Source organism: Burkholderia mayonis (assembly GCF_001523745.2).
Lineage (GTDB): Bacteria > Pseudomonadota > Gammaproteobacteria > Burkholderiales > Burkholderiaceae > Burkholderia > Burkholderia mayonis.
The window spans coordinates 2,835,696-2,860,781 of the sequence record NZ_CP013386.1 but is presented as its reverse complement, the minus strand read 5'-3'; the positions used below and the strand labels follow the sequence as shown (position 1 = coordinate 2,860,781).

Here is a 25,086-nt window from a genome sequence, read left to right as displayed (position 1 = left end):
CCGTATTGACCCGATGAAATCGACTCGACCTTTTCACCCGACCCCAGTTATCACGATCGACGGCCCGACCGCATCCGGCAAGGGCACGGTCGCGGCGCTCGTCGCCGCGCACCTCGGTTTTCACCTGCTCGACAGCGGCGCGCTGTACCGGCTCGCCGCGCTCGCGAGCATCCGCTACCAAGTCGAGCCCGACGACGCCGACGCGCTCGCCAAGCTCGTCGACGGCCTCCACATCACGTTCCGCGAGGGCTGCGCGCAGCTCGACGGCGTCGACGTGTCCGACGAGATCCGTGCGGAAGCGGTCGGCAACCGGGCGTCGGCGATCGCCGTCCATGCGAGCGTGCGCGCGGCGCTCGTCGCGCGGCAGCGCGCGTTCCGCAAGACGCCGGGGCTCGTCGCGGACGGCCGCGACATGGGGACCGTGATCTTCCCGGACGCGGTGCTGAAGGTGTTCCTGACGGCGAGCGTCGAGGCGCGCGCCGCGCGCCGGCATAAGCAATTGATGCAAAAAGGTTTTTCTGCTAATATTGATAACTTGCTTCAGGATTTGCGCGAACGCGACGCACGCGACAGCAATCGCGCAGCCGCGCCGCTCAAGCCCGCAGCAGACGCCAGGCCCCTCGACACGTCGGCCCTCACGATCGAGCAATCGGTCGAACAGGTCCTCGCGTGGTTCCGGGAGCTCGGCCAGCCCGCTTGAAATAGAGGCAAAAGCGTAGTAGGTGCTTCGCGCGTTGCGCGAAGCGTGTGTTAAACCCTAACCCCGTGTGGATTCGCGGGCGCGTCGCCAGCCATGACGGCCGGTGCGGGCGGTAGAGCGAAACCACGCACAATCCGATTTTTATGTCCGACCTGCAAACCTCCACCCCGAATACCGAATCCTTCGCGGCTCTGTTCGAAGAGTCGCTGACCCGCCAAGACATGCGCGCCGGCGAAGTGATCTCCGCCGAAGTCGTGCGTGTCGACCACAACTTCGTGGTCGTCAATGCAGGCCTCAAGTCCGAGGCTTACATTCCGATCGAGGAATTCCTGAACGATCAGGGCGAGGTTGAGGTGCAGTCGGGCGATTTCGTGTCCGTCGCGATCGACGCACTCGAAAACGGCTACGGCGACACGATCCTGTCGCGCGACAAGGCGAAGCGCCTTGCATCGTGGCTGTCGCTGGAAAAGGCGCTCGACAACAACGAACTCGTCACCGGCACGATCACCGGCAAGGTGAAGGGCGGCATGACCGTGATGGTCAACGGCATCCGCGCGTTCCTGCCGGGTTCGCTCGTCGACACGCGTCCCGTCAAGGACACGACGCCGTACGAAGGCAAGACGCTCGAGTTCCGCGTCATCAAGCTCGATCGCAAGCGTAACAACGTCGTGCTGTCGCGCCGCGCGGTGATCGAAGCGACCCAAGGCGAAGAGCGCGCGAAGCTGCTCGAGACGCTGAAGGAAGGCGCGATCGTCAACGGCGTGGTCAAGAACATCACCGACTACGGCGCGTTCGTGGATCTGGGCGGCATCGACGGCCTGCTGCACATCACCGACATCGCATGGCGCCGCGTGCGTCACCCGAGCGAAGTCCTGTCGGTCGGCCAGGAAGTCACCGCGAAGATCCTCAAGTTCGACCAAGAGAAGAACCGCGTGTCGCTCGGCATCAAGCAACTGGGCGACGATCCGTGGGAAGGCATCTCGCGCCGTTACCCGTCGGGCACGCGCCTGTTCGGCAAGGTCACGAACATCACCGACTACGGCGCGTTCGTCGAAGTGGAATCGGGCATCGAAGGCCTCGTCCACGTGTCGGAAATGGACTGGACGAACAAGAACGTCGCTCCGTCGAAGGTCGTTCAGCTCGGCGACGAAGTCGAAGTCATGGTCCTCGAGATCGACGAAGACCGTCGTCGTATCAGCCTCGGCATGAAGCAGTGCAAGCCGAATCCGTGGGACGACTTCAGCCGCAACTTCAAGAAGGGCGACAAGATCACGGGCGCGATCAAGTCGATCACCGACTTCGGCGTGTTCATCGGTCTGCCGGGCGGCATCGACGGCCTCGTCCACCTGTCGGACCTGTCGTGGAGCGAAGCTGGCGAAGAAGCGGTTCGCAAGTACAAGAAGGGCGACGAAGTCGAGGCAATCGTGCTCGGCATCGACGTCGAGAAGGAACGCATCTCGCTCGGCATCAAGCAGCTCGAAGGCGATCCGTTCAGCAACTACGTTGCAATGAACGACAAGGGCTCGATCGTCGACGGCGTCGTGAAGTCGGTCGACGCGAAGGGCGCGGTCATCACGCTGACGCCGGACGTCGAAGGCTATCTGCGCGCGTCGGAAATCTCGCAGGATCGCGTCGAAGACGCACGCAACGTGCTAAAGGAAGGCGACAAGGTCAACGCGATGGTGATCAACATCGATCGCAAGTCGCGCGGCATCAACCTGTCGATCAAGGCGAAGGATTCGGCCGAGCAGCAGGAAGCGATGCGCGGCCTGCAAGCCGATTCGAGCGCCGCTGCGACTGGTACGACCAACCTCGGCGCGCTGCTGAAGGCGAAGCTCGACGGCCAGAACCAGTAAGCCTCGCGAGGTCTGCTGAAGTATGACCAAATCCGAGTTGGTCGCCCAGTTGGCATCGCGATTTCCGCAACTCGTGTTGAAGGATGCGGATTTCGCGGTGAAAACGATGCTCGATGCGATGTCCGACGCACTGTCGAAAGGGCATCGCATCGAAATTCGCGGCTTCGGCAGCTTCGGTTTGAACCGCCGCCCGGCGCGTGTCGGGCGCAATCCGAAGTCGGGGGAGAAAGTGCAGGTGCCCGAGAAGTACGTACCGCACTTCAAGCCCGGCAAGGAATTGCGTGAGCGCGTCGACGGCCGCGCCGGCGAGCCGTTGAAGAACGACGAACCGGAAGATAGCCAGTGACGGTTCAGCCGCAAGCCGATGCCGAACCAGTTTGGCCGAAAGAAAGCGCCCCTTGCGGGCGCTTTTTCTTTGGGCGCACGCAGCGCGGGTTTCGCGAAGCGCGTCAAGCGCCGGCAGAACCGATTCGCGAAGCGCTAAAGGCATCCTTTACAATACGGGGCGCCTGACGCGCTGCGAAGGGGAGTCGCGCGCGCTGCCGAACAATCTCAGTCAAAGAGAGGGAGTCATGAAGTTCATCGTCTGGTTGATCCGTGTGCTGGTGTTCGTGCTGCTGCTCGTGCTTGCGTTGGCCAATACGCAAAGCGCCACGCTGAATTTCCTCGCCGGTTACAACTGGCAGGCTCCGTTGATCCTGATCGGTCTCGCGTTCTTCGGCGTCGGCCTGATCGCCGGTCTGTTGTCGGCGCTGCCCGCGATCTTCCGGATGCGAATGGAGAACGGCCGCCTGAAGCGCGACTTGCGCGCGGCGCGCGAGAACCCGGCCGTCATCGACCAGCCGCCGATGCCGCCCGTCATTTAACGATGCCGACGCCGCGCACCGTGCGCGGCCAAGGTTTTTTTCGACACGTCGCATGGATCTCGATTTCTGGTGGCTGCTCGCCATTCCCGTCGCGTTCGCGCTCGGCTGGATGGCGTCGCGCTACGACCTCAACAAACTGCTGTCCGAGAGCGCGAATCTGCCGCGCTCCTATTTCCGCGGCCTGAACTTCCTGCTGAACGAACAGCCGGACAAAGCCATCGACGCGTTCATCGAAGTCGCGAAGCTCGATCCCGAAACGGTCGAGCTGCACTTCGCGCTCGGCAACCTGTTTCGTCGGCGCGGCGAGACGGACCGCGCGATCCGCGTTCATCAGAACCTGCTGAGCCGCAACGATCTGCCCGTGAACGAGCGCGACCACGCGCTCTTCGAGCTCGGGCAGGACTTCCTGAAGGCGGGCCTGCTCGACCGCGCGGAAGAGGCGTTCCACAAGCTCTCCGAAGGCGACTACGCGCTCGACGCGCAGCGCGCGCTCCTCACGATCTACGAGATCGAGAAGGACTGGAACAAGTCGATCGACACCGCGGCGCGGATCGAGTCGATGGGCGCGCCGCGTCTCGCGACCGAGATCTCGCAGTTCCATTGCGAACTCGCGCAGGACGCGCTGCTGCGCAAGAATGCCGCGCTCGCGACCGAGCATTTGCGCGAGGCGCTCACGGTGAATCCGCAGAACGCGCGCGCAACGATCCTGTCGGGCGACGCGGCCGCCGCGGCGGGCGACCATCGCGCGGCGATCGAACACTGGCGCCGTATCGAGATGCAGAATCCCGCGTATCTGCCGCTCGTCGCCGACAAGCTGATGAAGTCCTACACTGCGCTCGATCAGGCGGCCGACGGCGCCGAGCTGCTGACGGGCTATGCGGAACGCTATCCGTCGAACGATCTGCTCGACGTCGTCTATCAGTACGTCGCGCAGATGCGCGGCAACGACGTCGCGCACGCGCTCGCGCGCACGCAGATGGAGAAGGCGCCGAACCTGTCCGGCATGCTGCATTTGCTCGACGCGCAGATCGCGACGGCCGGCGAGCCGCGCCGCGCGGAGCTCGAAATGATGCGCTTGCTCGTCAAGCAGCGCACCAAGAATTTGCCACGATATACATGCCAGAATTGCGGTTTCCGGGCGCGCCTCTTCTACTGGCAGTGCCCTGGATGCAGCGGATGGGAAACCTACGCGCCGCGGCGCGTCGAACCTGCCGTTGCGTAATGGGGGCAGGCCGCGCGGGATGGCGTGAGATCGCCGCCGCGGGCCTGAACCGGGCGGACGTCGTCCGCTCGAGCGAATCATCGGAATACTTATGAAGATCACCATCATCGGCACGGGCTATGTGGGCCTCGTCACCGGCGCGTGTCTCGCCGAGATCGGCCACGACGTGTTCTGTCTCGACGTCGATCCTCGCAAGATCGACATCCTGAACGACGGCGGCATGCCGATTCACGAGCCCGGGCTGCAGGAAATCATCGCGCGCACCCGCGCGGCGGGGCGCATCACGTTCTCGACCGATGTCGAGGCGAGCGTCGCGCACGGCGAGATCCAGTTCATCGCGGTCGGTACGCCGCCCGACGAGGACGGTTCCGCCGATCTGCAGTACGTGCTCGAGGCCGCGCGCAACATCGGCCGCTACATGACGGGCTACAAAGTGATCGTCGACAAGTCGACGGTGCCCGTCGGCACCGCGCAGCGCGTGCGCGGCGTGGTCGAAGAGGCGCTCTCCGCGCGCGGGCTCGCCGGCAGCGCCGAGCATCGCTTTTCGGTCGTGTCGAATCCCGAATTCCTGAAGGAAGGCGCGGCCGTCGACGATTTCATGCGTCCTGACCGGATCATCATCGGCGTCGACGACGACGCAGCGGGCGCAATCGCCCGCGAGAAGATGAAGAAGCTCTACGCGCCGTTCAACCGCAACCACGAGCGAACGATCTACATGGACGTGCGCTCGGCCGAATTCTCGAAGTACGCGGCGAACGCAATGCTTGCGACGCGCATCTCGTTCATGAACGAGATGTCGAATCTCGCGGATCGCGTCGGCGCCGACATCGAAGCGGTGCGGCGCGGGATCGGCTCCGATCCGCGGATCGGCTATCACTTTCTGTATGCAGGCGTCGGCTACGGCGGCTCGTGCTTTCCGAAGGACGTGCAGGCGCTCATCCGCACTGCGAGCGAGAACGGCCAGCCGCTCAAGATTCTCGAGGCGGTCGAGGACGTGAATCACGCACAGAAGAACGTGCTGCTCGACAAGATCGAGAAGCGCTACGGCGCCGACCTGACGGGCCGCACGTTCGCCGTCTGGGGGCTTGCGTTCAAGCCGAACACCGACGACATGCGCGAAGCGCCGAGCCGGCGTCTGATCGCGTCGCTGCTCGCGCGCGGCGCGACGGTGCGCGCATACGATCCCGTCGCGGTCGACGAAGCGCGGCGCGTGTTCGCGCTCGATCTGCGCGATGCGCCCGACGCGCTCGCGCAGCTCGCGTTCGTCGACTCGGCCGACGATGCGCTCGCGGGCGCGGACGCGCTCGTGATCGTCACCGAATGGAAGGAATTCAAGAGCCCGGATTTCACGCATCTGAAGTCGGTGCTGAAGGCGCCCGTGATCTTCGACGGCCGCAACCTGTACGAACCCGATGCGATGGCCGAGCTCGGCATCGATTACCACGCGATTGGACGCCCCTATGTCGAGCCCATCTCTTCCGAGCGCGCATAAGCATGCGGCGTTGCCCGCCACGGCGCGCGTCGTGGCGCGCGAGCAGATCGCGAAATCGCGCGTGCTCGTCGTCGGCGACGTGATGCTCGATCGCTACTGGTTCGGCAACGTCAACCGGATCTCGCCCGAAGCGCCCGTGCCCGTCGTGCACGTGCAGCGGCAGGAGGAGCGGCTGGGCGGCGCGGCGAACGTCGCGCGCAACGCGGTGACGCTCGGCGGCCAGGCGGGCCTTCTGTGCGTCGTCGGTGGCGACGAGCCGGGCGAGCGGATCGTCGAACTGCTCGGCGCGAGTGGCGTGACGCCGTATCTCGAGCGCGATCCGTCGCTGCCGACGACGATCAAGCTGCGCGTGCTTGCGCACCAGCAGCAATTGCTGCGCGTCGATTTCGAGGCCGCGCCGACGCACGAAGTGCTGCTCGCGGGGCTCGCGCGCTTCGATGCGCTGCTGCCGTCGTACGACGTCGTGCTGATGTCGGATTACGCGAAGGGCGGGCTCACGCACGTGACGACGATGATCGCGAAGGCGCGTGCGGCGGGCAAGCCCGTGCTCGTCGATCCGAAGGGCGCCGACTGGGCGCGCTATCGCGGCGCGTCGCTGATCACGCCGAACCGCACGGAGCTGCGCGAGGTCGTCGGGCAGTGGACGTCCGAGGACGATCTGCGCGCGCGCGTGACGAAGCTGCGCGGCGAACTCGCGCTCGACGCGCTCTTGCTCACGCGTTCGGAAGAGGGGATGACGCTCTTTTCGAACGATGGCGAGCTGCACGTCAGCGCGCTCGCGCGCGAAGTGTACGACGTGTCGGGCGCGGGCGACACGGTGATCGCAACCGTTGCGACGATGCTCGGCGCGGGGCTGCCGCTCGTCGAAGCGGTCGTGCTCGCGAATCGCGCGGCGGGCATCGTGGTCGGCAAGCTCGGCACCGCGACTGTCGAGTACGACGAACTGTTTCATTGAACGGCGCACGGCGCGCGCTGCCGCGCGCCGTGCGCACACTCTTATCGGTAGGACGATCATGACTCTCATCGTTACCGGCGCGGCCGGCTTCATCGGCGCGAACATCGTCAACGCGCTGAACGAGCGTGGCGAGACGCGCATCATCGCGGTCGACAACCTGACGCGCGCGGACAAATTCAAGAACCTCGTCGATTGCGAGATCGACGACTACCTCGACAAGACCGAGTTCGTCGAGCGCTTCACGCGCGGCGATTTCGGCAAGGTGCGCGCGGTGTTTCACGAAGGCGCCTGTTCGGACACGATGGAAACCGACGGTCGCTACATGATGGACAACAATTTCCGCTACAGCCGTGCGGTGCTCGACGCGTGTCTCGCGCAGGGCGCGCAGTTCCTGTACGCGTCGTCGGCCGCAATCTACGGCGGGTCGAGCCGCTTCGTCGAAGAGCGCGAGGTCGAAGCGCCGCTCAACGTCTACGGCTATTCGAAGTTCCTGTTCGACCAGGTGATCCGCCGCGTGATGCCGGGCGCGAAGAGCCAGATCGCGGGCTTCCGCTACTTCAACGTGTACGGTCCGCGCGAGTCGCACAAGGGCCGGATGGCGTCGGTCGCGTTCCACAACTTCAACCAGTTCCGCGCCGAAGGCAAGGTCAAACTGTTCGGCGAATACAACGGCTATGGTCCGGGCGAGCAGACGCGCGATTTCGTGTCGGCCGAGGACGTCGCGAAGGTGAACCTGTATTTCTTCGATCATCCGGAGAAGTCGGGCATCTTCAATCTTGGCACCGGCCGCGCGCAGCCGTTCAACGACATCGCGACGACGGTCGTCAACACGCTGCGCGCGCTCGAAGGCAAGCCGTCGCTCACGCTCGCCGAGCAGGTCGAGCAGGGCCTCGTCGAATACGTGCCGTTCCCGGACGCGCTGCGCGGCAAGTACCAGTGCTTCACGCAGGCCGACCAGACGAAGTTGCGCGCGGCCGGCTACGATGCGCCGTTCCTGACGGTGCAAGAGGGCGTCGATCGCTACGTGCGTTGGCTGTTCGGCCAACTGTAAGCAACGCGCCCGCGTCCTTAGACTGGATCTCACGGTCGGCAGCCGCCGGCCGTTTTTTACGGAGATCCAGATGCTGAAGAAACTTCTCGCGGCGGTCGCGCTGTGCGCCGCGGCCGCACACGGATGGGCTGCCGTCGACGTCAACGTCGCGAACGACGATGCGCTGCGCGGCATCAAGGGTATCGGTCCGGCGAAGGCCAGGGCGATCGTCGACGAGCGGACCGCGCACGGCCCGTACAAGGATGCGGCCGACCTCGCGCGGCGCGTGAAGGGCATGGGCGGCAAGACGGTCGAGCGCTTGCAGGCCGAAGGCCTCGCGATCGGCGCGGCGCGTGCGCCTGCCGCCTCCACGGCCCCGCAGAAAGCGGCCGCTGCCGGCAAGAAATAATCCGGTCTGCTGACGATGCCGGCGCCGGCGGTCCAGCGGCCGGCGGTTGGGTGATGCCTCCTTCAGGCGCCGCTTCGGCGGCGAATTCCCGCGGCGCACGCCGCGGGCTTTTTGCATTGCCCGAGCGCCCGCGCGAAGGCCGCACGTCCATGGGCGCAGCCGCCTTGACGGCCATCGTGCGCGCACGTTTCTCCGCTGGTTTACAATCGATTCATTCATCGGCATCGGATAAACGTGACGTTCATGGCTTACAAAACTATCGAAGACACGATCGGCAATACTCCGCTCGTGCAACTCGTCCGCCTGCCGGACGACGAGATTCGCGCCCGCAACAACGTGATTCTCGCGAAGCTGGAAGGCAACAATCCAGCGGGTTCGGTAAAGGACCGTCCCGCGCTGTCGATGATCCGCAAGGCGGAAGAGCGCGGCACGATCAAGCCGGGCGACACGCTGATCGAGGCGACGAGCGGCAATACGGGGATCGCGCTCGCGATGGCGGCGGCGATCCGCGGCTACAAGATGGTGTTGATTATGCCGGAGGATCTGTCCGTCGAGCGCCGCCAGAGCATGGCCGCATACGGCGCCGAAATCGTGCTGACGCCGGTGAAGGGCGGGATGGAATTCGCGCGCGATCTTGCCGAGCAGATGCAGCGCGAGGGCAAGGGCGTGATCCTCGACCAGTTCGCGAATGCCGATAATCCGCTTGCGCATTACGAAGGCACCGGCCCGGAAATCTGGCGCGAGACCGACGGCCGCATCACGCACTTCGTATCCGCGATGGGCACGACGGGCACGATCATGGGCACGTCGCAGTATCTGAAGGAAAGGAATCCGAACATCGAGATCGTTGGCGCGCAGCCGGAAGAAGGCTCGCGCATTCCGGGCATCCGCAAGTGGCCGGAAGCGTATCTGCCGAAGATTTTCGATCGCAGTCGCGTCGACCGCGTCGAGAACGTGAGTCAGGCCGCGTCCGAGGCGATGGCGCGCAAGCTCGCGGCCGTCGAGGGCATCTTCTGCGGAATCTCGTCGGGCGGCGCGTGCGAAGTCGCGCTGCGCATCGCGCGGCAGATCGAGAACGCGACGATCGTGTTCATCGTTTGCGACCGTGGCGATCGTTATCTGTCGACGGGCGTATTCCCTGCGTAACGCGCGTCGTCGTCCAGCCGGACCGCAAAAGAAAAAGCGCCGCTTTCGGCGCTTTTTTTCATTCGGGCGACCGCGCGCCGTTTCATTCCGACGATGGCTGTGTGGCGGGCGCGGTATTGTCCGGCGGCGACGTCAGCGCGCCGCTCGCTTCCATTTGTTCCTTCACGCGCTCGCCCAACTGATACACGGCGAGCGCATAGAAGAAGCTGCGGTTGTAGCGGGTCAGCACGTAGAAATTCTGCAGCCCGAGCTTGTACTCGGTCGCGCGGCCGGGCGTCGGCAGGTCGATCACCGTGACGGGCGTGCTCGCCTCCGACGCGATGTTGACGGACGGCTCGTCGAGCACGAGGCCCGCGCGCAGCAATTGCGACAACACCCAATGCGGCTCGGGCCGGCCATCGGCCGCCGCTTGCGCGACGCCTTGGCTGCCCGTGTCGGGCGCGATGCTCCATATCACCGGCCGGCCGGTTTCCCAGCCGTGCTGCTTCAGATAGTTCGCGACGCTGCCGATCGCGTCGGCCTGGCTCGCGCGCAGGTCGATGTGGCCGTTGCCATCGTAATCGATCGCGTATTCGCGGATGCTGCTCGGCAGGAACTGTGGAATGCCGACCGCGCCCGTATACGAGCCGAGCACGCTCGTCGGATCGAGCTGGCTGTCGCGGGTCCACACGAGGAAGTCTTCGAGGTTCTTGCGGAACGTCGCCTGGCGCGTGTCGCGATTCGGCGTGCTCGGATAGTCGAACGCGAGCGTCGTCAGCGCGTCGAGCGTACGGAAGTTGCCCATGTAGCGACCGTAGATCGTCTCGACGCCGATGATGCCGACGATCACTTCGGGCGGCACGCCAAATTCCGCCGACGCGCGTTGCAGCGTCCCCTGGTTCGCGCGCCAGAACTTCACGCCCGCGTTCACGCGCACTGCGTCGAGAAAGCGCGATTGATAGACTCGCCAGTTCTTGACCGTGGGCGACGGCGCGGGCATCACAAGCTTCGCGGCGGTCGCCGAGTAGCTGACGCGTGCGAAGAGCGCATGCAGCGCGTTCGCGTCGAAGTCGTGGCGCGCGACCATGTCGGAGATGAACGCGTCGATCTTCGGATTGTTTGCGTAGCGCTGCGGGACGATTTCTTCTTCGAACGTCTGTCCTTGCGGCACGCTCGATTGCGGCTGCGCTTGCGCGACGACGGCTGCGGCGGGCTGCGTTTGTGCGACGGCGGTGGACGCGAAGAGCGTCGCGGCAAGCGACAGCGCGGCGAACGGGAAGCGAAGACGGAGCGCGAGCGGGGCGGGTGCGGCAGGCTGGTTGAAAGTCATGTCGAGGCGAGGCGGACGAGGCGGATGATTTCGGGGCAGTATAACCGACACGTCCTCCGCGCCGGCCCGGCGCTGGGCGCGATGTGGTAAGTTAGCGGCGAAGTTCGCACCAGACGATATCGCGGACATCCTTGACGGAGACCTGCGGCGCGCACTGGCCGCGTCGCGGAACGAGCATATGCCAACGGCTTTTTACACCCACCCCGACTGCCTGCTGCACGAGATGGGGGAGTGGCATCCCGAGTCGCCGGCACGGCTGTCGGCGATCCAGGATCAACTGATCGCGAGCCGCCTCGACGACCTGATCGTCCACGAGGCGGCGCCGTTCGCGAGCGAGACGGCGCTTGCCCGCGTGCATACGCAGGCGCATATCGACTACATCCGCAGCCGGATTCCGAAGGAAGGCTACGTCGAGATCGATCCCGACACGTCGATGAACCGCCATACGTGGCGCGCCGCGCTGCGCGCGGCGGGCGCGGCCGTCGAGGCGACCGACGCGGTGCTCGAGGGCCGCTACGACAACGCGTTCTGCAGCGTGCGTCCGCCCGGCCATCATGCGGAGCCCGCGCGCGCGATGGGCTTCTGCTTCTTCAACAATGTCGCGATCGCCGCGCGCCATGCGCTCGAGATTCACGGACTGGAGCGCGTCGCGATCATCGATTTCGACGTTCATCACGGCAACGGCACCGAGGCTGCATTCGCGAACGACGAGCGCGTGCTGATGTGCAGCTTCTTCCAGCATCCGCTGTATCCGTTCTCGGGCGCCGATCATCAGGCGCCGAACATGGTCAATCTGCCGATGCCTGCGCGCGCGAACGGAATGGCGGTGCGCGAGGCGGTCGATCTAATGTGGCTGCCGCGGCTCGACGAGTTCAAGCCTCAGATGGTGTTCGTGTCGGCAGGCTTCGATGCGCATCGCGAGGACGACATCGGCGGGATGGGTCTCGTCGAGGCCGACTACGAGTGGCTCACGACGCAGATCTGCGAAGTTGCGCGGCGGCATGCGCAAGGCCGGATCGTGAGCTGCCTCGAAGGCGGCTACAACCTGTCCGCGCTCGGGCGCAGCGTGGTCGCGCATTTGCGCGTGCTTGCCGGGGTGTGAGCGCGCGTCGATTGTCGCGCAGGCGCGCGGCGGTGCTTCGGGGCGTTGGGGCATGTGTGGTGACGAGCTGACGCGCGCGCGTGCTCCACCGGGTTTGTACGACGAAGATGCTGATCCGCGCAGCCGCTCGCCGGCATCTGGCCGCGAAGCCGCGTAGCGGACGCGATCGTTCGATATCCCTACCATCTGCGGATACGCGGGCTCGGCCGCCGCGCTTTCGCATCCGATCCGGGAGTTTCAGTTTCGCTCGGGCACATGCGCCAGGATCCATTCGATCAACGCGCCGATCACGCGCTCACGTTCCAGATCGTTCATCGTCTCGTGATAGCAGCCTTCGTATAGCGTGAGCGTGCGGTCGGGCGAGCCGACGTGCGCGCCGAAATCGCGGCTGCCGTCGGGTTCGGTCAGCTTGTCGGCGGTGCCGTGATAGGCGAGAACGGGCACGCGCAGCGCAGCGCGGCCGCGCTCGATCCGCTGCATTGCATCGAGAATTTCGGCGCCGGTGCGCGCCGGTACCGAGCCGTGGTGGACGAGCGGGTCGGCGCGATTTGCGGCGACCACGGCCGGATCGCGCGACAACAGCGCGGCGTCGATCTTGATCGCCGGAAAGCGGGGCCACGCGCGGCTGATGAAGCGGCTCATCGCGAGCATCCACTTCGGCACGTCGCGCCCGGGCGCGAGCGCGGGGCTCGACAGGATGAGGCCCGCGAGTCCGGAGCGGCGCGCGGCCCCGCGTTCGATCATGTAGAGCGCGGCGACCGCGCCGCCCATGCTGTGCCCCATCAGGAAGAGTGGGGTGTCGTCGCGCGCCGCGCTCGAGACGAGCGCATCCGCGTCCTGCAGATACTGATCGAAGCGCTCGACCCATGCGCGTGCGCCGGGCGAATGTCCGTGTCCGCGCAGATCGGCCGCGACGACTTCGATGCCCGCCGCAGTCAGGCGCTCTGCGAGCGCCTGGTAGCGTCCCGCGTGCTCGGCGAGCCCGTGCACGAGCGCGACGGTCGCGCGCGGCACGGCGAACGACGCCGCGGCGGGCCACCGGTATGACGCGAGTTCGAGCCCGTCGCCGGTGCGTAGGCGTTCGCGCTGCGGGGCCACGCCGGCATTGGCAGGGGCGGCGAAGCGAGGCGAAATCGAAGCGGCAGCGTCCATGGCGGAAGTCTCCGGAGCATGTTGTTATGAAGGATGCGCTCGATCATAGACGCCGTCCGTGACGGCCCGTGCGGGCGCATTCCTCTAATCGCGTTTGGTTATGAAAAGGTGGAAATCGATTATTAAGGGAAATGTGGCGGATGCGGTAAACTCGCGGGCCATTCCCTAGATGCGGCGGCGGTCGACAGCGAAGCCCGGCATACCCGGCTGCGCCGTTCCGCCGTTTTGTTTACATGATCGAAATTCGCAACCTTTCGCAGCGTTTCGAGGGGCCTCGCGGCTGGATCGAAGCGTTGCACAACGTCAATCTGACGATTCCGCAGGGCGAGGTCTTCGGCATCATCGGCCGCAGCGGCGCGGGCAAGAGCACCCTCGTGCGCACGATCAACCTGATCACGCGGCCGTCGGAAGGCCGCGTGATCGTCGACGGCCGCGACCTGACGCAACTGTCCGCGAGCGAGCTGCGCAACGCCCGGCGCGACATCGGGATGATCTTCCAGCACTTCAACCTATTGTCGTCCCGCACCGTGTTCGACAACGTCGCGCTGCCGCTCGAGCTCGCGGGCGTGAAGCGTGCGGAGATCGAGACGACCGTGCTGCCGCTGCTCGACCTCGTCGGCCTCACCGCGCAGAAGGACCGCTATCCGGCGCAGATCAGCGGCGGGCAGAAGCAGCGCGTCGGCATCGCGCGCGCGCTCGCGAGCAAGCCGAAGGTGCTGCTGTCCGACGAAGCGACGTCCGCGCTCGATCCCGAGACGACGCGCGCGATCCTCGACCTGCTTCGGCGCATCAACCGAGAGCTCGGCCTCACGATCGTCCTCATCACGCACCAGATGGAAGTGATCAAGGACGTGTGCGATCGCGTCGCGGTGCTCGACGCGGGGCGCGTCGTCGAAGAGGGCAACGTGATCGACGTGTTCATGCGGCCGCATCACGAGGTCACGCGCGCGCTGATTGGCGACGTGATCGCGCAGGAGCTGCCGCCCGCGATGAAGGCGCGCGTCGCCGAGCGCCTGAAGACGGGCTCGGGCCATCTGCTGCGCCTCGCGTTCACGGGCTCGGGCGTCGATCAGCCGATCCTGTCGGAGACGATCCGGCGCTACGAGCTGGACTTCAACATCCTGCACGGCCAGATCGACGAGATCCAGGGCCGCGCGTTCGGTTCGCTCGCGGTGCTCGCGACGGGCGAGCCGGGCAAGGTGGGGCAGGCGTTCGCGTATCTGCGCGAGCAGGGCGTCGTCGTCGAGGAGCTTTCGTATGTTGAGTGAAATGTTCGATATGTTCGTGCAGTCGTTCTGGGAGACGCTGATCATGGTCGGCATTTCCGGGGCGGTCGGCGCGCTCGTCGGCCTGCCGCTCGGCGTGCTGCTCTATCTGACCGATCGCCAGGGCGTGCTGCAGAACCTCGCCGTGAACCGCGTGCTGGGCGGCATCGTCAACGCGGTCCGCTCGACGCCGTTCATCATCCTGCTCGTCGCGGTGATTCCGTTTACACGCCTTGCCGTCGGCTCGTCGATCGGCACCGCGGCGGCCGTCGTGCCGCTCACGATCGCGGCGGCGCCGTTCATCGCGCGGCTCGTCGAGACGGCGCTGCGCGAAGTCGATCGCGGCCTCATCGAAGCCGCGCAGGCGATGGGCGCGACGACGGGCCAGATCGTGTTCAAGGTGCTGCTGCCCGAATCGCTGCCGGGCATCGTCGCGGGACTCACGATCACGTTCGTGTCGCTCGTCGGCTATTCGGCGATGGCGGGCGCGATCGGCGGCGGCGGGCTGGGCGACCTCGGCATCCGCTACGGCTATCAGCGCTATCTGCCGGAAGTGATGTGGACGGTCGTTGCGATCCTGATCGTGTTCGTGCAGATCGTGCAGTCGTTCGGCGATTGGCTCGTGCGGCGCCTGAGTCACAAGTAAAACAACGATTGCGAGCGAGCGCCGCGCGTCGTGACCGACGGCGGCGCCGCAACCGCAGAGGAGATCCGAAGATGCAACGAAGAACGATGCTCAAACTCGCCGCCGCGTTCGGCGCGGCCGCATGCGTCGCGAGCGCGCGTGCGCAGGTGCAGGCGCAGCCGATCAAGGTCGGCGTGACGGGCGGCCCGCACGCGCAGGTGATGGAGGAAGTGAAGAAGGTCGCCGCGAAGGGCGGGCTCGACATCAAGATCGTCGAGTTTTCGGATTACGTGCAGCCGAATGCGGCGCTCGCGGCAGGCGACATCGACGCGAACAGCTATCAGCATTATCCATATCTCGAAGCGCAGGTGAAGGATCGCGGCTACAAGATCGTCAAGGTCGCTGACACCGTCACGTTCCCGATGGGGATCTATTCGAAGCGCGTGAAGTCGCTCGCGGAGCTGCGCCCGGGCGCGCGGATTGCGATCCCGAACGATCCGACGAACGGCGGCCGCGCGCTATTGCTGCTGCAGAAGCAGGGCCTGCTGAAGCTGCGCGACGGCGCGGGCCTGAAGGCGACGCGCTTCGACGTCGTCGACAATCCGAAGCAACTGAAGATCGTCGAGCTCGACGCCGCGCAGATTCCGCGCTCGCTCGCCGACGTCGACGCGGCCGCGATCAACACGAACTACGCGATGGAGGCCGGACTCAAGCCGAAACAGGACGCGATCGCGATCGAGGGGCCGAACGGTCCGTACGCGAACATTCTCGCGGTGCGCGCCGAAGACAAGGACAAGCCGTGGGTCGCGAAGCTCGTCGCCGCGTACCGGTCGCCCGACGTGAAGCGCTTCATCGAACGCCAATTCGGCGGCGCGGTGATCACCGCATGGTGAGCGGAACGCGGGGCGCCGCCGATTAGAGGCGGAGGTCGAAAACCCGGGCTTGGCGTCCGGGTTTTTTCTCTTTTAAAATAGAACGACCGTTCGCTATTGTCGGCATGCCGCAAGGGGGCGCTATCCTCGGTAGCCGCAAATTGAATGACCGGTGTTGCCGCCGCGTGGGCGAGCCTCGCTATAAAATGGCCGCTGGTCGTATTCGTAACTTTGGAGCGTGTGCATGAAAATCCTGGTGCCAGTGAAGAGAGTGGTCGATTACAACGTGAAGGTCCGGGTGAAGACGGACGGCACGGGGGTCGATATCGCGAACGTGAAGATGTCGATGAATCCGTTCGACGAGATCGCGGTCGAGGAAGCGGTGCGCCTGAAGGAAGCGGGCGTGGCGACGGAAGTGATCGCGGTGTCGGTGGGCGTCGCGCAGGCTCAGGAAACGCTTCGCACGGCGCTCGCGATCGGCGCGGACCGTGCGATTCTCGTCGAATCGAACGACGAAGTGCAGCCGCTCGGCGTCGCGAAGATCCTGAAGGCGCTGGTCGACAAGGAGCAGCCGCAGCTCGTGATTCTCGGCAAGCAGGCGATCGACGACGATTCGAACCAGACGGGGCAGATGCTGGCGGCGCTCGCGAACCTGCCGCAGGCGACGTTCGCGTCGAAGGTGACGATCGCCGACGGCAAGGCCACGGTCGCGCGTGAAGTGGACGGCGGCGCGGAGACCCTGTCGCTGACGCTGCCGGCGGTGGTGACGACCGATCTGCGCCTGAACGAGCCGCGCTACGTGACGCTGCCGAACATCATGAAGGCGAAGAAGAAGCCGCTGGAGACCGTGAAGCCGGAAGACCTGGGCGTGGACGTTGCGCCGCGTCTGAAGACGCTGAAGGTGGTGGAGCCGGCGAAGCGCGCGGCGGGCGTGAAGGTGCCGGACGTGAAGACGCTGGTCGAGAAGCTGAAGACCGAAGCCAAGGTGCTGTAAGGGGAGCGGAAAGAGATGACGATTCTGGTAATTGCCGAACATGACAATGGGTCGATCAAGGCGTCGACGCTGAACACGGTGGCTGCCGCCGCCGCAGTTGGCAAATTCGTCGGCGGCGACATTCACGTGCTGGTCGCGGGCCACAACGCGCAGGGCGCGGCGGACGCGGCGGCGAAGATCGCGGGCGTCGCGAAGGTGCTCCTGGCCGACGCGCCGCAACTCGAAGCGGGTCTCGCGGAGAACGTCGAGGCGACCGTGCTGAACATCGCGAAGGACTACTCGCACATCCTCGCGCCCGCGACGGCGTACGGCAAGAACATTGCGCCGCGGATCGCGGCGAAGCTGGACGTCGCGCAGATCAGCGACATCACGGCGGTCGACTCGGCCGATACGTTCGAGCGCCCGATCTACGCGGGCAACGCGATCGCGACGGTGCAGTCGAGCGATCCGATCAAGGTGATCACGGTGCGCGCGACGGGCTTCGACCCGGTTGCGGCGGAAGGCGGCAGCGCGTCGGTCGAGAAGATCGAGGCGGCGGCGGATGCGGGTGCGTCGCAGTTCGTGAGCCGCGAGGTGACGAAGCTGGACCGTCCGGAGCTGACGTCGGCGAGCATCATCGTGTCGGGCGGCCGGGGCTTGGGCAGCGGCGAGAACTACACGAAGGTGCTGGAACCGCTGGCGGACAAGCTCAGCGCGGCGCTCGGCGCATCGCGCGCGGCGGTCGACGCGGGCTACGTGCCGAACGACTACCAAGTGGGCCAGACGGGCAAGATCGTCGCGCCGCAGCTGTACATCGCGGTGGGCATTTCGGGCGCGATCCAGCATCTGGCGGGGATGAAGGATTCGAAGGTGATCGTCGCGATCAACAAGGACCCCGAAGCGCCGATCTTCAGCGTGGCCGACTACGGCCTCGTCGGCGATCTGTTTACGCTCGTGCCGGAACTCGTGAACGAGCTCGGCTGACGCGCAGCGCGCGTCGCGTTCAGCGCACGGAGCAAGTCGAACATGAACAAAGGGGCGCGGCGAGCGCCCCTTTTCACACCATAAACGGACCAGGAGAGGAGCACCATGAGCTATACCGCACCCGTCAAGGACATGCTGTTCGTGATGAAGGAGCTGGCCGGCATCGACGAGGTCGCGAAGCTGCCCGGCTACGAGGACGCTGGCTTCGATACGGCTGCCGCCGTGCTCGACGAATCGGCGAAATTCTGCGGCGAGGTGCTCGCGCCGCTCAACGTCGAAGGCGACAAGAATCCGAGCAGTTGGAAGGACGGCGCCGTCACCGCGACGCCCGGTTTCAAGGAGGCGTTCCGCCAGTTCGTCGAAGGCGGCTGGCAGGGGCTGCAGCATCCGACCGAATACGACGGCCAGGGTCTGCCGAAGCTGATCGCGACGCCGTGCATCGAGATGCTGAACGCGTCGAACCTGTCGTTCGCGCTGTGCCCGCTCCTGACCGACGGCGCGATCGAGGCGCTCCTCACGGCCGGCACCGACGAACAGAAGTCCCGCTACGTGCCGAAGCTCATCTCCGGCGAGTGGACGGGCACGATGAACCTGACCGAGCCGCAGGCAGGCTCGGACCTCGCGCTCGTGCGCTCGCGCGCGGAGCCGCAAGGCGACGGCTCGTACAAGGTGTTCGGCACGAAGATCTTCATCACGTGGGGCGAGCACGACATGGCCGACAACATCGTCCACCTCGTGCTCGCGCGCACGCCGAACGCGCCCGAGGGCGTGAAGGGCATCTCGCTCTTCATCGTGCCGAAGTTCTTCGTCAACGACGACGGCAGCCTCGGCGCGCGCAACGACGTGCACTGCGTGTCGATCGAGCACAAGCTCGGCATCAAGGCGAGCCCGACCGCGGTGCTGCAGTACGGCGACCACGGCGGTGCGATCGGCTATCTCGTCGGTGAAGAGAATCGCGGCCTCGAGTACATGTTCATCATGATGAACGCGGCGCGCTTCGGCGTCGGCATGCAGGGGATCGGCGTCGCCGACCGCGCGTACCAGAAGGCCGCCGAGTTCGCGAAGGAGCGTGTGCAGAGCCGCCCTGTCGATGGCTCCGCGAAGCAGTCGGTAACGATCATCCATCATCCGGACGTGCGCCGGATGCTCGCGACGATGCGCGCGCTGACGGAAGGCGCGCGTGCGCTGTCGTACGTCGCCGCCGCGCATAGCGATCACGCGCATCGCGCCGCCGACGAAGGCGTGCGCGCGAAGCATCAGGCGATCTACGAGTACCTGGTGCCGGTCGTGAAGGGCTGGAGCACCGAGATGGTCAACGAGGTCGCGAGCCTCGGGATTCAGGTGCACGGCGGGATGGGCTTCATCGAGGAGACGGGCGCTGCGCAGTATTATCGCGACGCGCGGATTCTCGCGATCTACGAAGGCACGACCGCGATCCAGGCAAATGACCTCGTCGGCCGGAAGACGGCGCGTGACGGCGGCGCGGTTGCGAAGGCGATCGTCGGCGAGATCCGGCGGACGGTCGAAGCGCTCGGCGCGCACGACGGCCCGGCATTCGCCGCGATGAAGACGCAACTGGCGCACGGTGCGCGCGCGCTGTCGGACGTCGTCGATTTCGTCGTCGCAAACGTGAAGGGTGATCCGAACGCCGTGTTCGCCGGCAGCGTGCCGTATCTGAAGCTCGCGGGCGTCGTGCTGTGCGGCTGGCAAATGGCGCGCGCGCTTCTCGTCGCACAGCGGAAGCGCGCCGACGATCCGAAGTTCTACGACGCGAAGATCGCGATCGCGCAGTTCTACGCGGAGCACATCCTCGTGCAGGCAAGCGCGTTCGAAGCGTCGATCGTCGGCGCGAAGGGCGGCCAGAGCGTGTTCGCGCTGACGGAAGACCAGTTCTGATCGTCCGGTTCGGTCAGTAGACGTGGAAACGAAGAACGGCGCCCCTGAGGGCGCCGTTCTTTTTGGGAAGCGCGGCCGCACGCACATGCGGCTGCGCCGGTCGCGCATCAGCGCGTCATGCGTATGCCGGGCGGTGCTCGCCGTCCGTTTCGGTCAGATAGCGATGCACCGACAGGTCGTCCGCGCGGATCGCGGGCTTCTTGCCGGACATCAGGTCCGCGAGCAACTGGCCCGAGCCGCACGACATCGTCCAACCGAGCGTGCCGTGGCCCGTATTGAGGAACAGATTCGGCACGGGCGTGCGGCCGACGATCGGCGTGCCGTCCGGCGTCATCGGGCGCAGGCCGGTCCAGAACGACGCATTCGCCGTATCGCCGCCGCCCGGGAACAAGTCGTTGACGCACATTTCGAGCGTTTCGCGGCGTGCTTGGCGCAGCCGCTTGTCGAAGCCGACGATCTCCGCCATTCCGCCGACGCGGATGCGGTCGTCGAAACGGGTGATCGCGATCTTGTAGGTCTCGTCGAGCACGGTCGACACGGGCGCCTTCGCGGCATCGACGATCGGCGCGGTGATCGAATAGCCCTTCAGCGGATACACCGGAATCTTCACGAGATTCGCGACGAGGTTCGTCGAGTACGAGCCGAGCGCGACCACGTACGCGTCGGCGCGCACCATCTCGCCGCCGCACTGGACGCCGGCGATCTTGCCGCCCGCAATCGCGAGCGCATCAATGCTCGTATTGAAGCGAAACTTCACGCCGAGCTGCTCGGCGAGCGCGGCCAGGCGCGTCGTGAAGAGCTGGCAGTCGCCCGTTTCGTCGCCCGGCAGCCGCAGCCCGCCCGTCAGCTTGTGCGAAACCGCGGCGAGCGCCGGTTCGGCCTTCTTTAGTTCGTCGCGCGACAGCAGTTCGAACGGCACGTTCGCGTCGCGCAGCACAGCAATATCCTTCGCGGCGCCGTCGAGTTGCTGCTGCGTGCGGAACACCTGCAGCGTGCCGCCCGTGCGGCCTTCGTACTGGATGCACGTCTCGGCTCGCAGCGCCTGCAGGCAATCGCGGCTATATTCGGCGAGGCGCACCATGCGGCCCTTGTTCAGCGCATAGCGCTCGGTCGTGCAGTTGCGCAGCATCTGCCACATCCATTGCAGCTGGAAGCGCGTGCCGTCGAGACGGATCGCGAGCGGCGCATGCTTTTCGAACATCCACTTGACCGCCTTCAGCGGCACGCCGGGCGCAGCCCACGGCGCCGCGTAGCCGGGCGAGATCTGGCCCGCGTTCGCAAAGCTCGTGTCGAGGGCGGGGCCGGCCTCGCGGTCGATCACCGTGACTTCGTGGCCCGCGCGCGCCAGATAATAGGCGCTCGCCACGCCGACCACGCCGCTGCCCAAAATAACCACACGCATAGCTGCTCCGGATAGAAAACGCCGGATGGCGCGCGGCGCAACCGATGCGCTCTGCGATCTACATCCGACCTAGTTTTTTTCGCTATGGTATTGTTGAGTTACTAGGTTTTGTTATTGTATTTTTTCAATTTTCAGTAAAAAGCGATGAGAACTCAACGTCAGCCAGTGCGCGCGCTCGACAAGCTGGACCGGCGCATTCTGAAGCTGCTGCAAGAGGACGGCCGCATGGCGATGAAGGACCTCGCCGAGCGCGTCGGACTGACGGTCACGCCTTGCATCGAGCGGGTGCGGCGGATGGAGCGCGACGGCGTGATCACCGGCTACCACGCGCGCGTCGATCCTGGGCAGCTCGGCGCGGCGCTCCTCGTGTTCGTCGAGATCACGCTCGATCACAAGAACGGCAACATGTTCGAGCAGTTCCGCCGTGAGGTGATGAAGATCGACGAAGTGCTCGAATGCCACCTCGTGTCGGGCGATTTCGACTATCTGATCAAGGCGCGGATCGGCGAGATGGCCGACTACCGGAAGCTGCTCGGCGACATCCTGCTGCAACTGCCGGGCGCCGTGCAGTCGAAGAGCTACGTCGTGATGGAGGAAATCAAGGAGACGCTGATGATCGCGGTCGACGAGTGATCGCGAGAGCGCACATCCGAAGCGCTTGGCACGTGCTGCCAATTACTGTATAAATATACAGTAATTGGCAGCATTGTCATTGGCGGCTTCGGCCGCTTACCAGAGGCGTGATGAGCGATCGATCCGACGTCGAATATCCGGTGGCGCCGCCCGTGCCCCGCAAGGGGCGCGGCGCGGTGGACAACCTGCAGGGGCGCTACGAGACCGTCGCGCGCGAGGTGATCGACGACGGCTGGGCGCGCGACGACGAACGCGAGCCGCCTGTCCCGTTGCGCACACAGGTGTTCGAGGAGCGCGCGAGAACGATTCTCACGCGCAACGCATCGCCGGACATCCCGTTCAACGTGTCGCTGAATCCGTACCGCGGCTGCGAGCACGGCTGCATCTACTGCTTCGCGCGGCCGACGCACAGCTATCTTGGACTGTCGCCGGGGCTCGATTTCGAGAGCCGGATCTACGCGAAGGTGAACGCGGCGGAATTGCTCGAGCGCGAGCTCGCGAAGCCGCGTTACGTGCCGGAGCCGATCGCGCTCGGCGTGAATACCGACGCGTATCAGCCAGTCGAGCGCGAACTGCGGATCACGCGGCAGGTGATCCAGGTGATGCACGATAACGGGCAACCGTTCGCCGCGATCACCAAGTCGTCGTTGATCGAGCGGGATCTCGACCTGCTCGCGCGGATGGCCGAGCGTCAGCAGGTGATGGCGGCCGTCACGATCACGACGCTCGATCCCGAACTCGCGCGCGCGCTCGAGCCGCGCGCCGCGACGCCTGCGCGCCGGCTGCGGACGATCCGTGCGCTGCGCGACGCGGGTGTTCCGGTCGGCGTGAGCGTCGCGCCGATGATCCCGTTCGTCACCGAGCCCGATCTCGAGCGCGTGCTGGAGGCGTGCGCGGACGCGGGCGCGACGCATGCAAGCTATATCGTGCTGCGGCTGCCGTGGGAGGTCGCGCCGCTTTTCGCAGAATGGCTTGCCGCGCATTTCCCGGATCGCGCGGAGCGGGTGATGGCACGTGTGCGGGACATGCGCGGCGGCAAGGACTACGACTCCGATTTCAGCTGGCGGATGAAGGGCGAAGGGATATGGGCGGATCTGCTCAGGCAGCGCTTCCGGATGGCGGCCAAGCGCTGCGGACTGAACGAGCGCACGCATGGCATTCTCGATTTTTCGCAGTTTCGCGCGCCGCAGCGGCTGAAGCCGCCGAAGCCGCTCGCGCTGCCAAGCTCAGCGCGGAAGGCTGACGACGGTTCGCAGCTCAGCCTGTTTTGAGTCGCACGTGGTGCGTCGACAGAGCGCGCGGATGCGTCATTGCGAGATCTGCTTCGCGGCCTCGACCTGTGATTCGAAATAGGTCTGGAACGCGAGCGCGAGCCCCGTCATCAACAGGAACGCCCCGATCAGCAACGAAAAGATCACGACGAACACGACGCCCCAGCCGGAGCGGCTGTGGCGGCCCGTGGCGGCGTTGAATTGTGTGTCCCATTTGTCATCGGCGCGCAGCCCGTAGACGAGCGCGGCGAGGAACGCGGCGAGCAGCGATATCGCGCCCGGCACGGCGAGCCACCAGCCGAGCGCGGCCGTGCGTCCCGACGCCGCGAGCAGCAGGAACCCGGGGATGCCGATGCTCGTCGCGAGCAAATGCGCCCAGCCGGCGAGGTCCGTCCAGCCGTACAGATAGAAACGGTGTGCGCCGAGCGAACCGAACAGGAGTGCGAGCAGTGCGGTGAGCGTCTTCGAGCGAAAGCGGGGCGGCGTGGACGTGCTGCTGGACATGTCGGGGCAGGATATTGGGTGTCTTATTCATAGACGCCCCGGCGAGACAGGGGCGCGGCGGTCGGCTCGCATTCTACGATGCGGGGCGCCGCAAGGTCACGCAGCGGTTGCGTCAATGCGTCGCATCATAGGTGATCCGGTAGATCGCGCCCGCATGGTCGTCGCTGATGAGAAGCGATCCGTCCGGCAGTGGCAGCACGTCCGCCGGGCGGCCCCAGACGCTTTCGTCGGGTCTCAACCATCCCTGGACGAACGCTTCCTGGTGCGCGGACCGGCCGTCCGGCGAGGCGATCACGCGCATGACCCGGTAGCCGACCTTGCGGCTGCGATTCCACGAGCCATGCTCGGCGATGAAGATGTTGTTGCGGTATTCGGGCGGGAACATGTCGCCCGTGTAGAAGCGCATGCCGAGCGCGGCGACGTGCGCGCCCAGCTTGAGCACGGGCGGCACGTAGCTTGCGCACGTGTGGCCGTGCCCGAACTGCGGATCGAGCACGTCGCCGCCATGGCAGAACGGATAGCCGAAGTCGAGGCCCGCGCGCGGCGCGCGGTTCAGCTTGTCGTCGGGGCGATCGTCGCCCATCAGGTCGCGGCCGTTGTCGGTGAACCAGAGCTCGCCCGTCGCCGGATGCCATGCGAAGCCGACCGTGTTGCGCACGCCGCGCGCGTAGACCTCGTAGCCGCTGCCGTCGGGGTTCATCCGGCCGATCATCGCGTAGCGGTCGCGGTCGGCGACACAGATGTTGCACGGCGCGCCCGTCGGCACGTAGAGCTTGCCGTCAGGGCCGAACGCGATGAATTTCCAGCCATGATGACGCTCGGTCGGCAGCGCGTTCGTGACGACGACGGGCTTTGGCGGCGCGGCGAGCCGTTCGTCGATCCGATCGAGGCGCAGAATTCGCGACACGGCCGATACGTACAGCGCGCCATCGCGATACGCGACGCCGACCGGCATCTCGAGTCCCGACGCGATCACATGGTGCGTCCGCACATGGCCGTCGCGCACGACGAGCGCATGCACGTGGCCCTCCATGCTGCCGACGTACAGAATTCCGCGCGGCGACCACGCCATTTCACGCGCGGCGGGCACGTCGTCGGCGAGCACCTGGACGCGAAAGCCGGGCGGCACGCTCAACTCGTCGATCGGCAGTGCGGCGGATGCGGCGGTTGTGGCGAGAACGAGACAGGCGGCCGCAGCGGTGCGTAGCAGCGTCGGCAGGTCTGAGGAAACGATGCGCGACAGGGGGATGAGCGGACGCATGGCGGACGGAGGCGGGCGAGCGCGAAGCGCACGATGGCGGAATTGTAAGCCTTCGGAGAGCGCCTCCGGGATTTTTGTCAGGTAAGTGTTTGTTGTGCCTTCGGTTTCCGGCTATAATCGCACGTTTCAGTAGTTTTCGAACCCGGTTTCCCGAAGGAATT

The 25,086-nt window shown here is 65.7% G+C and carries 24 protein-coding genes; 19 read left to right on the top strand and 5 right to left on the bottom strand.

The window, feature by feature from the left end; translation table 11 throughout:
- Nucleotides 1-13 precede the first annotated feature (13 nt).
- The 10 genes from cmK (at nucleotide 14) to cysM (ending at nucleotide 9,676) form a co-directional block, all read left to right on the top strand.
- Entirely contained in the window at nucleotides 14-700 is a 687-nt protein-coding gene (gene cmK, locus WS70_RS13740; protein ID WP_059469388.1) for a cytidylate kinase CmK, read from the top strand.
- Nucleotides 701-843: 143 nt separating this feature from the next.
- Complete coding sequence (rpsA, locus tag WS70_RS13735) at nucleotides 844-2,556, top strand: 30S ribosomal protein S1 (protein ID WP_059469389.1); 1,713 nt, start codon at nucleotides 844-846, stop codon at nucleotides 2,554-2,556.
- A gap of 22 nt (nucleotides 2,557-2,578) precedes the next feature.
- Entirely contained in the window at nucleotides 2,579-2,902 is a 324-nt protein-coding gene (locus tag WS70_RS13730; protein ID WP_059469390.1) for an integration host factor subunit beta, read from the top strand.
- A 226-nt stretch (nucleotides 2,903-3,128) separates the two neighbouring features.
- Nucleotides 3,129-3,422, top strand: a complete 294-nt coding sequence (locus WS70_RS13725; RefSeq protein ID WP_059469391.1) for a LapA family protein — start codon at nucleotides 3,129-3,131, stop codon at nucleotides 3,420-3,422.
- A 52-nt stretch (nucleotides 3,423-3,474) separates the two neighbouring features.
- Complete coding sequence (gene lapB, locus WS70_RS13720; RefSeq protein ID WP_059469392.1) at nucleotides 3,475-4,644, top strand: lipopolysaccharide assembly protein LapB; 1,170 nt, start codon at nucleotides 3,475-3,477, stop codon at nucleotides 4,642-4,644.
- A 91-nt stretch (nucleotides 4,645-4,735) separates the two neighbouring features.
- Nucleotides 4,736-6,136: a UDP-glucose dehydrogenase family protein gene (locus WS70_RS13715; protein WP_059469393.1), complete on the top strand. Its 1,401-nt coding sequence runs from the start codon at nucleotides 4,736-4,738 to the stop codon at nucleotides 6,134-6,136.
- Nucleotides 6,105-7,091 carry a D-glycero-beta-D-manno-heptose-7-phosphate kinase gene (gene rfaE1, locus WS70_RS13710; protein WP_059597298.1) on the top strand — a complete coding sequence of 329 codons (987 nt, stop codon included), beginning with the start codon at nucleotides 6,105-6,107 and terminating at the stop codon, nucleotides 7,089-7,091. Before WS70_RS13715 ends, rfaE1 begins: the two co-directional genes overlap by 32 nt.
- Nucleotides 7,092-7,149: 58 nt before the next feature.
- Entirely contained in the window at nucleotides 7,150-8,142 is a 993-nt protein-coding gene (rfaD, locus tag WS70_RS13705; protein WP_059597297.1) for an ADP-glyceromanno-heptose 6-epimerase, read from the top strand.
- A 70-nt stretch (nucleotides 8,143-8,212) separates the two neighbouring features.
- A complete protein-coding gene (locus tag WS70_RS13700) occupies nucleotides 8,213-8,530 on the top strand; it encodes a ComEA family DNA-binding protein (protein ID WP_059597296.1) in 318 nt (105 codons plus the stop codon).
- A 243-nt stretch (nucleotides 8,531-8,773) separates the two neighbouring features.
- Nucleotides 8,774-9,676: a cysteine synthase CysM gene (gene cysM, locus WS70_RS13690; protein WP_059469397.1), complete on the top strand. Its 903-nt coding sequence runs from the start codon at nucleotides 8,774-8,776 to the stop codon at nucleotides 9,674-9,676.
- Between the two features lie 82 nt (nucleotides 9,677-9,758).
- Here cysM and mltB read toward each other — a convergent pair whose 3' ends face one another.
- The gene (gene mltB / locus WS70_RS13685; RefSeq protein ID WP_059469398.1) at nucleotides 9,759-10,985 is read right to left on the bottom strand and encodes a lytic murein transglycosylase B; all 1,227 of its coding nucleotides are present in this window, start codon (nucleotides 10,983-10,985) and stop codon (nucleotides 9,759-9,761) included.
- A 178-nt stretch (nucleotides 10,986-11,163) separates the two neighbouring features.
- Here mltB and WS70_RS13680 point away from each other — a divergent pair, with 178 nt between their 5' ends.
- A complete protein-coding gene (locus tag WS70_RS13680) occupies nucleotides 11,164-12,087 on the top strand; it encodes a histone deacetylase family protein (RefSeq protein WP_059469399.1) in 924 nt (307 codons plus the stop codon).
- A gap of 237 nt (nucleotides 12,088-12,324) precedes the next feature.
- On the opposite strand, the gene WS70_RS13675 is transcribed toward WS70_RS13680, so the two are convergent.
- Nucleotides 12,325-13,239: an alpha/beta hydrolase gene (locus WS70_RS13675; RefSeq protein WP_059597295.1), complete on the bottom strand. Its 915-nt coding sequence runs from the start codon at nucleotides 13,237-13,239 to the stop codon at nucleotides 12,325-12,327.
- Nucleotides 13,240-13,472: 233 nt separating this feature from the next.
- On the opposite strand from WS70_RS13675, the gene WS70_RS13670 reads away from it, so the two are divergent.
- The 6 genes from WS70_RS13670 (at nucleotide 13,473) to WS70_RS13645 (ending at nucleotide 19,854) form a co-directional block, all read left to right on the top strand.
- Complete coding sequence (locus WS70_RS13670; protein WP_059597294.1) at nucleotides 13,473-14,507, top strand: methionine ABC transporter ATP-binding protein; 1,035 nt, start codon at nucleotides 13,473-13,475, stop codon at nucleotides 14,505-14,507.
- Complete coding sequence (locus WS70_RS13665; protein WP_006025728.1) at nucleotides 14,497-15,150, top strand: methionine ABC transporter permease; 654 nt, start codon at nucleotides 14,497-14,499, stop codon at nucleotides 15,148-15,150. The genes WS70_RS13670 and WS70_RS13665 overlap by 11 nt, the downstream gene beginning before the upstream one ends.
- Nucleotides 15,151-15,221: 71 nt before the next feature.
- Entirely contained in the window at nucleotides 15,222-16,022 is an 801-nt protein-coding gene (locus WS70_RS13660) for a MetQ/NlpA family ABC transporter substrate-binding protein (protein WP_082715907.1), read from the top strand.
- A gap of 223 nt (nucleotides 16,023-16,245) precedes the next feature.
- Nucleotides 16,246-16,995, top strand: coding sequence for an electron transfer flavoprotein subunit beta/FixA family protein (locus WS70_RS13655; protein ID WP_059469403.1), 750 nt, complete (start codon nucleotides 16,246-16,248; stop codon nucleotides 16,993-16,995).
- A 15-nt stretch (nucleotides 16,996-17,010) separates the two neighbouring features.
- On the top strand, nucleotides 17,011-17,958 hold the full coding sequence (locus tag WS70_RS13650) for an electron transfer flavoprotein subunit alpha/FixB family protein (protein WP_059469404.1): 948 nt from the start codon (nucleotides 17,011-17,013) through the stop codon (nucleotides 17,956-17,958).
- A 105-nt stretch (nucleotides 17,959-18,063) separates the two neighbouring features.
- A complete protein-coding gene (locus WS70_RS13645) occupies nucleotides 18,064-19,854 on the top strand; it encodes an acyl-CoA dehydrogenase (protein ID WP_059469405.1) in 1,791 nt (596 codons plus the stop codon).
- 115 nt (nucleotides 19,855-19,969) lie between these two features.
- On the opposite strand, the gene WS70_RS13640 is transcribed toward WS70_RS13645, so the two are convergent.
- Nucleotides 19,970-21,256: a D-amino acid dehydrogenase gene (locus tag WS70_RS13640; protein WP_059596695.1), complete on the bottom strand. Its 1,287-nt coding sequence runs from the start codon at nucleotides 21,254-21,256 to the stop codon at nucleotides 19,970-19,972.
- Nucleotides 21,257-21,400: 144 nt separating this feature from the next.
- Here WS70_RS13640 and WS70_RS13635 point away from each other — a divergent pair, with 144 nt between their 5' ends.
- Nucleotides 21,401-21,889, top strand: coding sequence for an Lrp/AsnC ligand binding domain-containing protein (locus tag WS70_RS13635; RefSeq protein WP_059469407.1), 489 nt, complete (start codon nucleotides 21,401-21,403; stop codon nucleotides 21,887-21,889).
- Nucleotides 21,890-21,999: 110 nt separating this feature from the next.
- Nucleotides 22,000-23,160 carry a PA0069 family radical SAM protein gene (locus WS70_RS13630; protein WP_059596694.1) on the top strand — a complete coding sequence of 387 codons (1,161 nt, stop codon included), beginning with the start codon at nucleotides 22,000-22,002 and terminating at the stop codon, nucleotides 23,158-23,160.
- Between the two features lie 36 nt (nucleotides 23,161-23,196).
- Here the strand turns inward: WS70_RS13630 and WS70_RS13625 are convergent, their stop codons facing one another.
- Nucleotides 23,197-23,664, bottom strand: a complete 468-nt coding sequence (locus WS70_RS13625) for an NINE protein (RefSeq protein WP_059469409.1) — start codon at nucleotides 23,662-23,664, stop codon at nucleotides 23,197-23,199.
- Nucleotides 23,665-23,776: 112 nt separating this feature from the next.
- Nucleotides 23,777-24,925, bottom strand: coding sequence for a PQQ-dependent sugar dehydrogenase (locus tag WS70_RS13620; RefSeq protein WP_059469410.1), 1,149 nt, complete (start codon nucleotides 24,923-24,925; stop codon nucleotides 23,777-23,779).
- Nucleotides 24,926-25,086: the final 161 nt, after the last annotated feature.

What these genes read in the sequence shown, in the direction of transcription:
- cmK (WP_059469388.1), top strand. Translation starts at nt 14, where the DNA reads ATGAAATCGACTCGACCTTTTCACCCGACCCCAGTTATCACGATCGAC.
- rpsA (WP_059469389.1), top strand. Translation starts at nt 844, where the DNA reads ATGTCCGACCTGCAAACCTCCACCCCGAATACCGAATCCTTCGCGGCT.
- WS70_RS13730 (WP_059469390.1), top strand. Translation starts at nt 2,579, where the DNA reads ATGACCAAATCCGAGTTGGTCGCCCAGTTGGCATCGCGATTTCCGCAA.
- WS70_RS13725 (WP_059469391.1), top strand. Translation starts at nt 3,129, where the DNA reads ATGAAGTTCATCGTCTGGTTGATCCGTGTGCTGGTGTTCGTGCTGCTG.
- lapB (WP_059469392.1), top strand. Translation starts at nt 3,475, where the DNA reads ATGGATCTCGATTTCTGGTGGCTGCTCGCCATTCCCGTCGCGTTCGCG.
- WS70_RS13715 (WP_059469393.1), top strand. Translation starts at nt 4,736, where the DNA reads ATGAAGATCACCATCATCGGCACGGGCTATGTGGGCCTCGTCACCGGC.
- rfaE1 (WP_059597298.1), top strand. Translation starts at nt 6,105, where the DNA reads ATGTCGAGCCCATCTCTTCCGAGCGCGCATAAGCATGCGGCGTTGCCC.
- rfaD (WP_059597297.1), top strand. Translation starts at nt 7,150, where the DNA reads ATGACTCTCATCGTTACCGGCGCGGCCGGCTTCATCGGCGCGAACATC.
- WS70_RS13700 (WP_059597296.1), top strand. Translation starts at nt 8,213, where the DNA reads ATGCTGAAGAAACTTCTCGCGGCGGTCGCGCTGTGCGCCGCGGCCGCA.
- cysM (WP_059469397.1), top strand. Translation starts at nt 8,774, where the DNA reads ATGGCTTACAAAACTATCGAAGACACGATCGGCAATACTCCGCTCGTG.
- mltB (WP_059469398.1), bottom strand. Translation starts at nt 10,985, where the DNA reads ATGACTTTCAACCAGCCTGCCGCACCCGCCCCGCTCGCGCTCCGTCTT.
- WS70_RS13680 (WP_059469399.1), top strand. Translation starts at nt 11,164, where the DNA reads ATGCCAACGGCTTTTTACACCCACCCCGACTGCCTGCTGCACGAGATG.
- WS70_RS13675 (WP_059597295.1), bottom strand. Translation starts at nt 13,239, where the DNA reads ATGGACGCTGCCGCTTCGATTTCGCCTCGCTTCGCCGCCCCTGCCAAT.
- WS70_RS13670 (WP_059597294.1), top strand. Translation starts at nt 13,473, where the DNA reads ATGATCGAAATTCGCAACCTTTCGCAGCGTTTCGAGGGGCCTCGCGGC.
- WS70_RS13665 (WP_006025728.1), top strand. Translation starts at nt 14,497, where the DNA reads ATGTTGAGTGAAATGTTCGATATGTTCGTGCAGTCGTTCTGGGAGACG.
- WS70_RS13660 (WP_082715907.1), top strand. Translation starts at nt 15,222, where the DNA reads ATGCAACGAAGAACGATGCTCAAACTCGCCGCCGCGTTCGGCGCGGCC.
- WS70_RS13655 (WP_059469403.1), top strand. Translation starts at nt 16,246, where the DNA reads ATGAAAATCCTGGTGCCAGTGAAGAGAGTGGTCGATTACAACGTGAAG.
- WS70_RS13650 (WP_059469404.1), top strand. Translation starts at nt 17,011, where the DNA reads ATGACGATTCTGGTAATTGCCGAACATGACAATGGGTCGATCAAGGCG.
- WS70_RS13645 (WP_059469405.1), top strand. Translation starts at nt 18,064, where the DNA reads ATGAGCTATACCGCACCCGTCAAGGACATGCTGTTCGTGATGAAGGAG.
- WS70_RS13640 (WP_059596695.1), bottom strand. Translation starts at nt 21,256, where the DNA reads ATGCGTGTGGTTATTTTGGGCAGCGGCGTGGTCGGCGTGGCGAGCGCC.
- WS70_RS13635 (WP_059469407.1), top strand. Translation starts at nt 21,401, where the DNA reads ATGAGAACTCAACGTCAGCCAGTGCGCGCGCTCGACAAGCTGGACCGG.
- WS70_RS13630 (WP_059596694.1), top strand. Translation starts at nt 22,000, where the DNA reads ATGAGCGATCGATCCGACGTCGAATATCCGGTGGCGCCGCCCGTGCCC.
- WS70_RS13625 (WP_059469409.1), bottom strand. Translation starts at nt 23,664, where the DNA reads ATGTCCAGCAGCACGTCCACGCCGCCCCGCTTTCGCTCGAAGACGCTC.
- WS70_RS13620 (WP_059469410.1), bottom strand. Translation starts at nt 24,925, where the DNA reads ATGCGTCCGCTCATCCCCCTGTCGCGCATCGTTTCCTCAGACCTGCCG.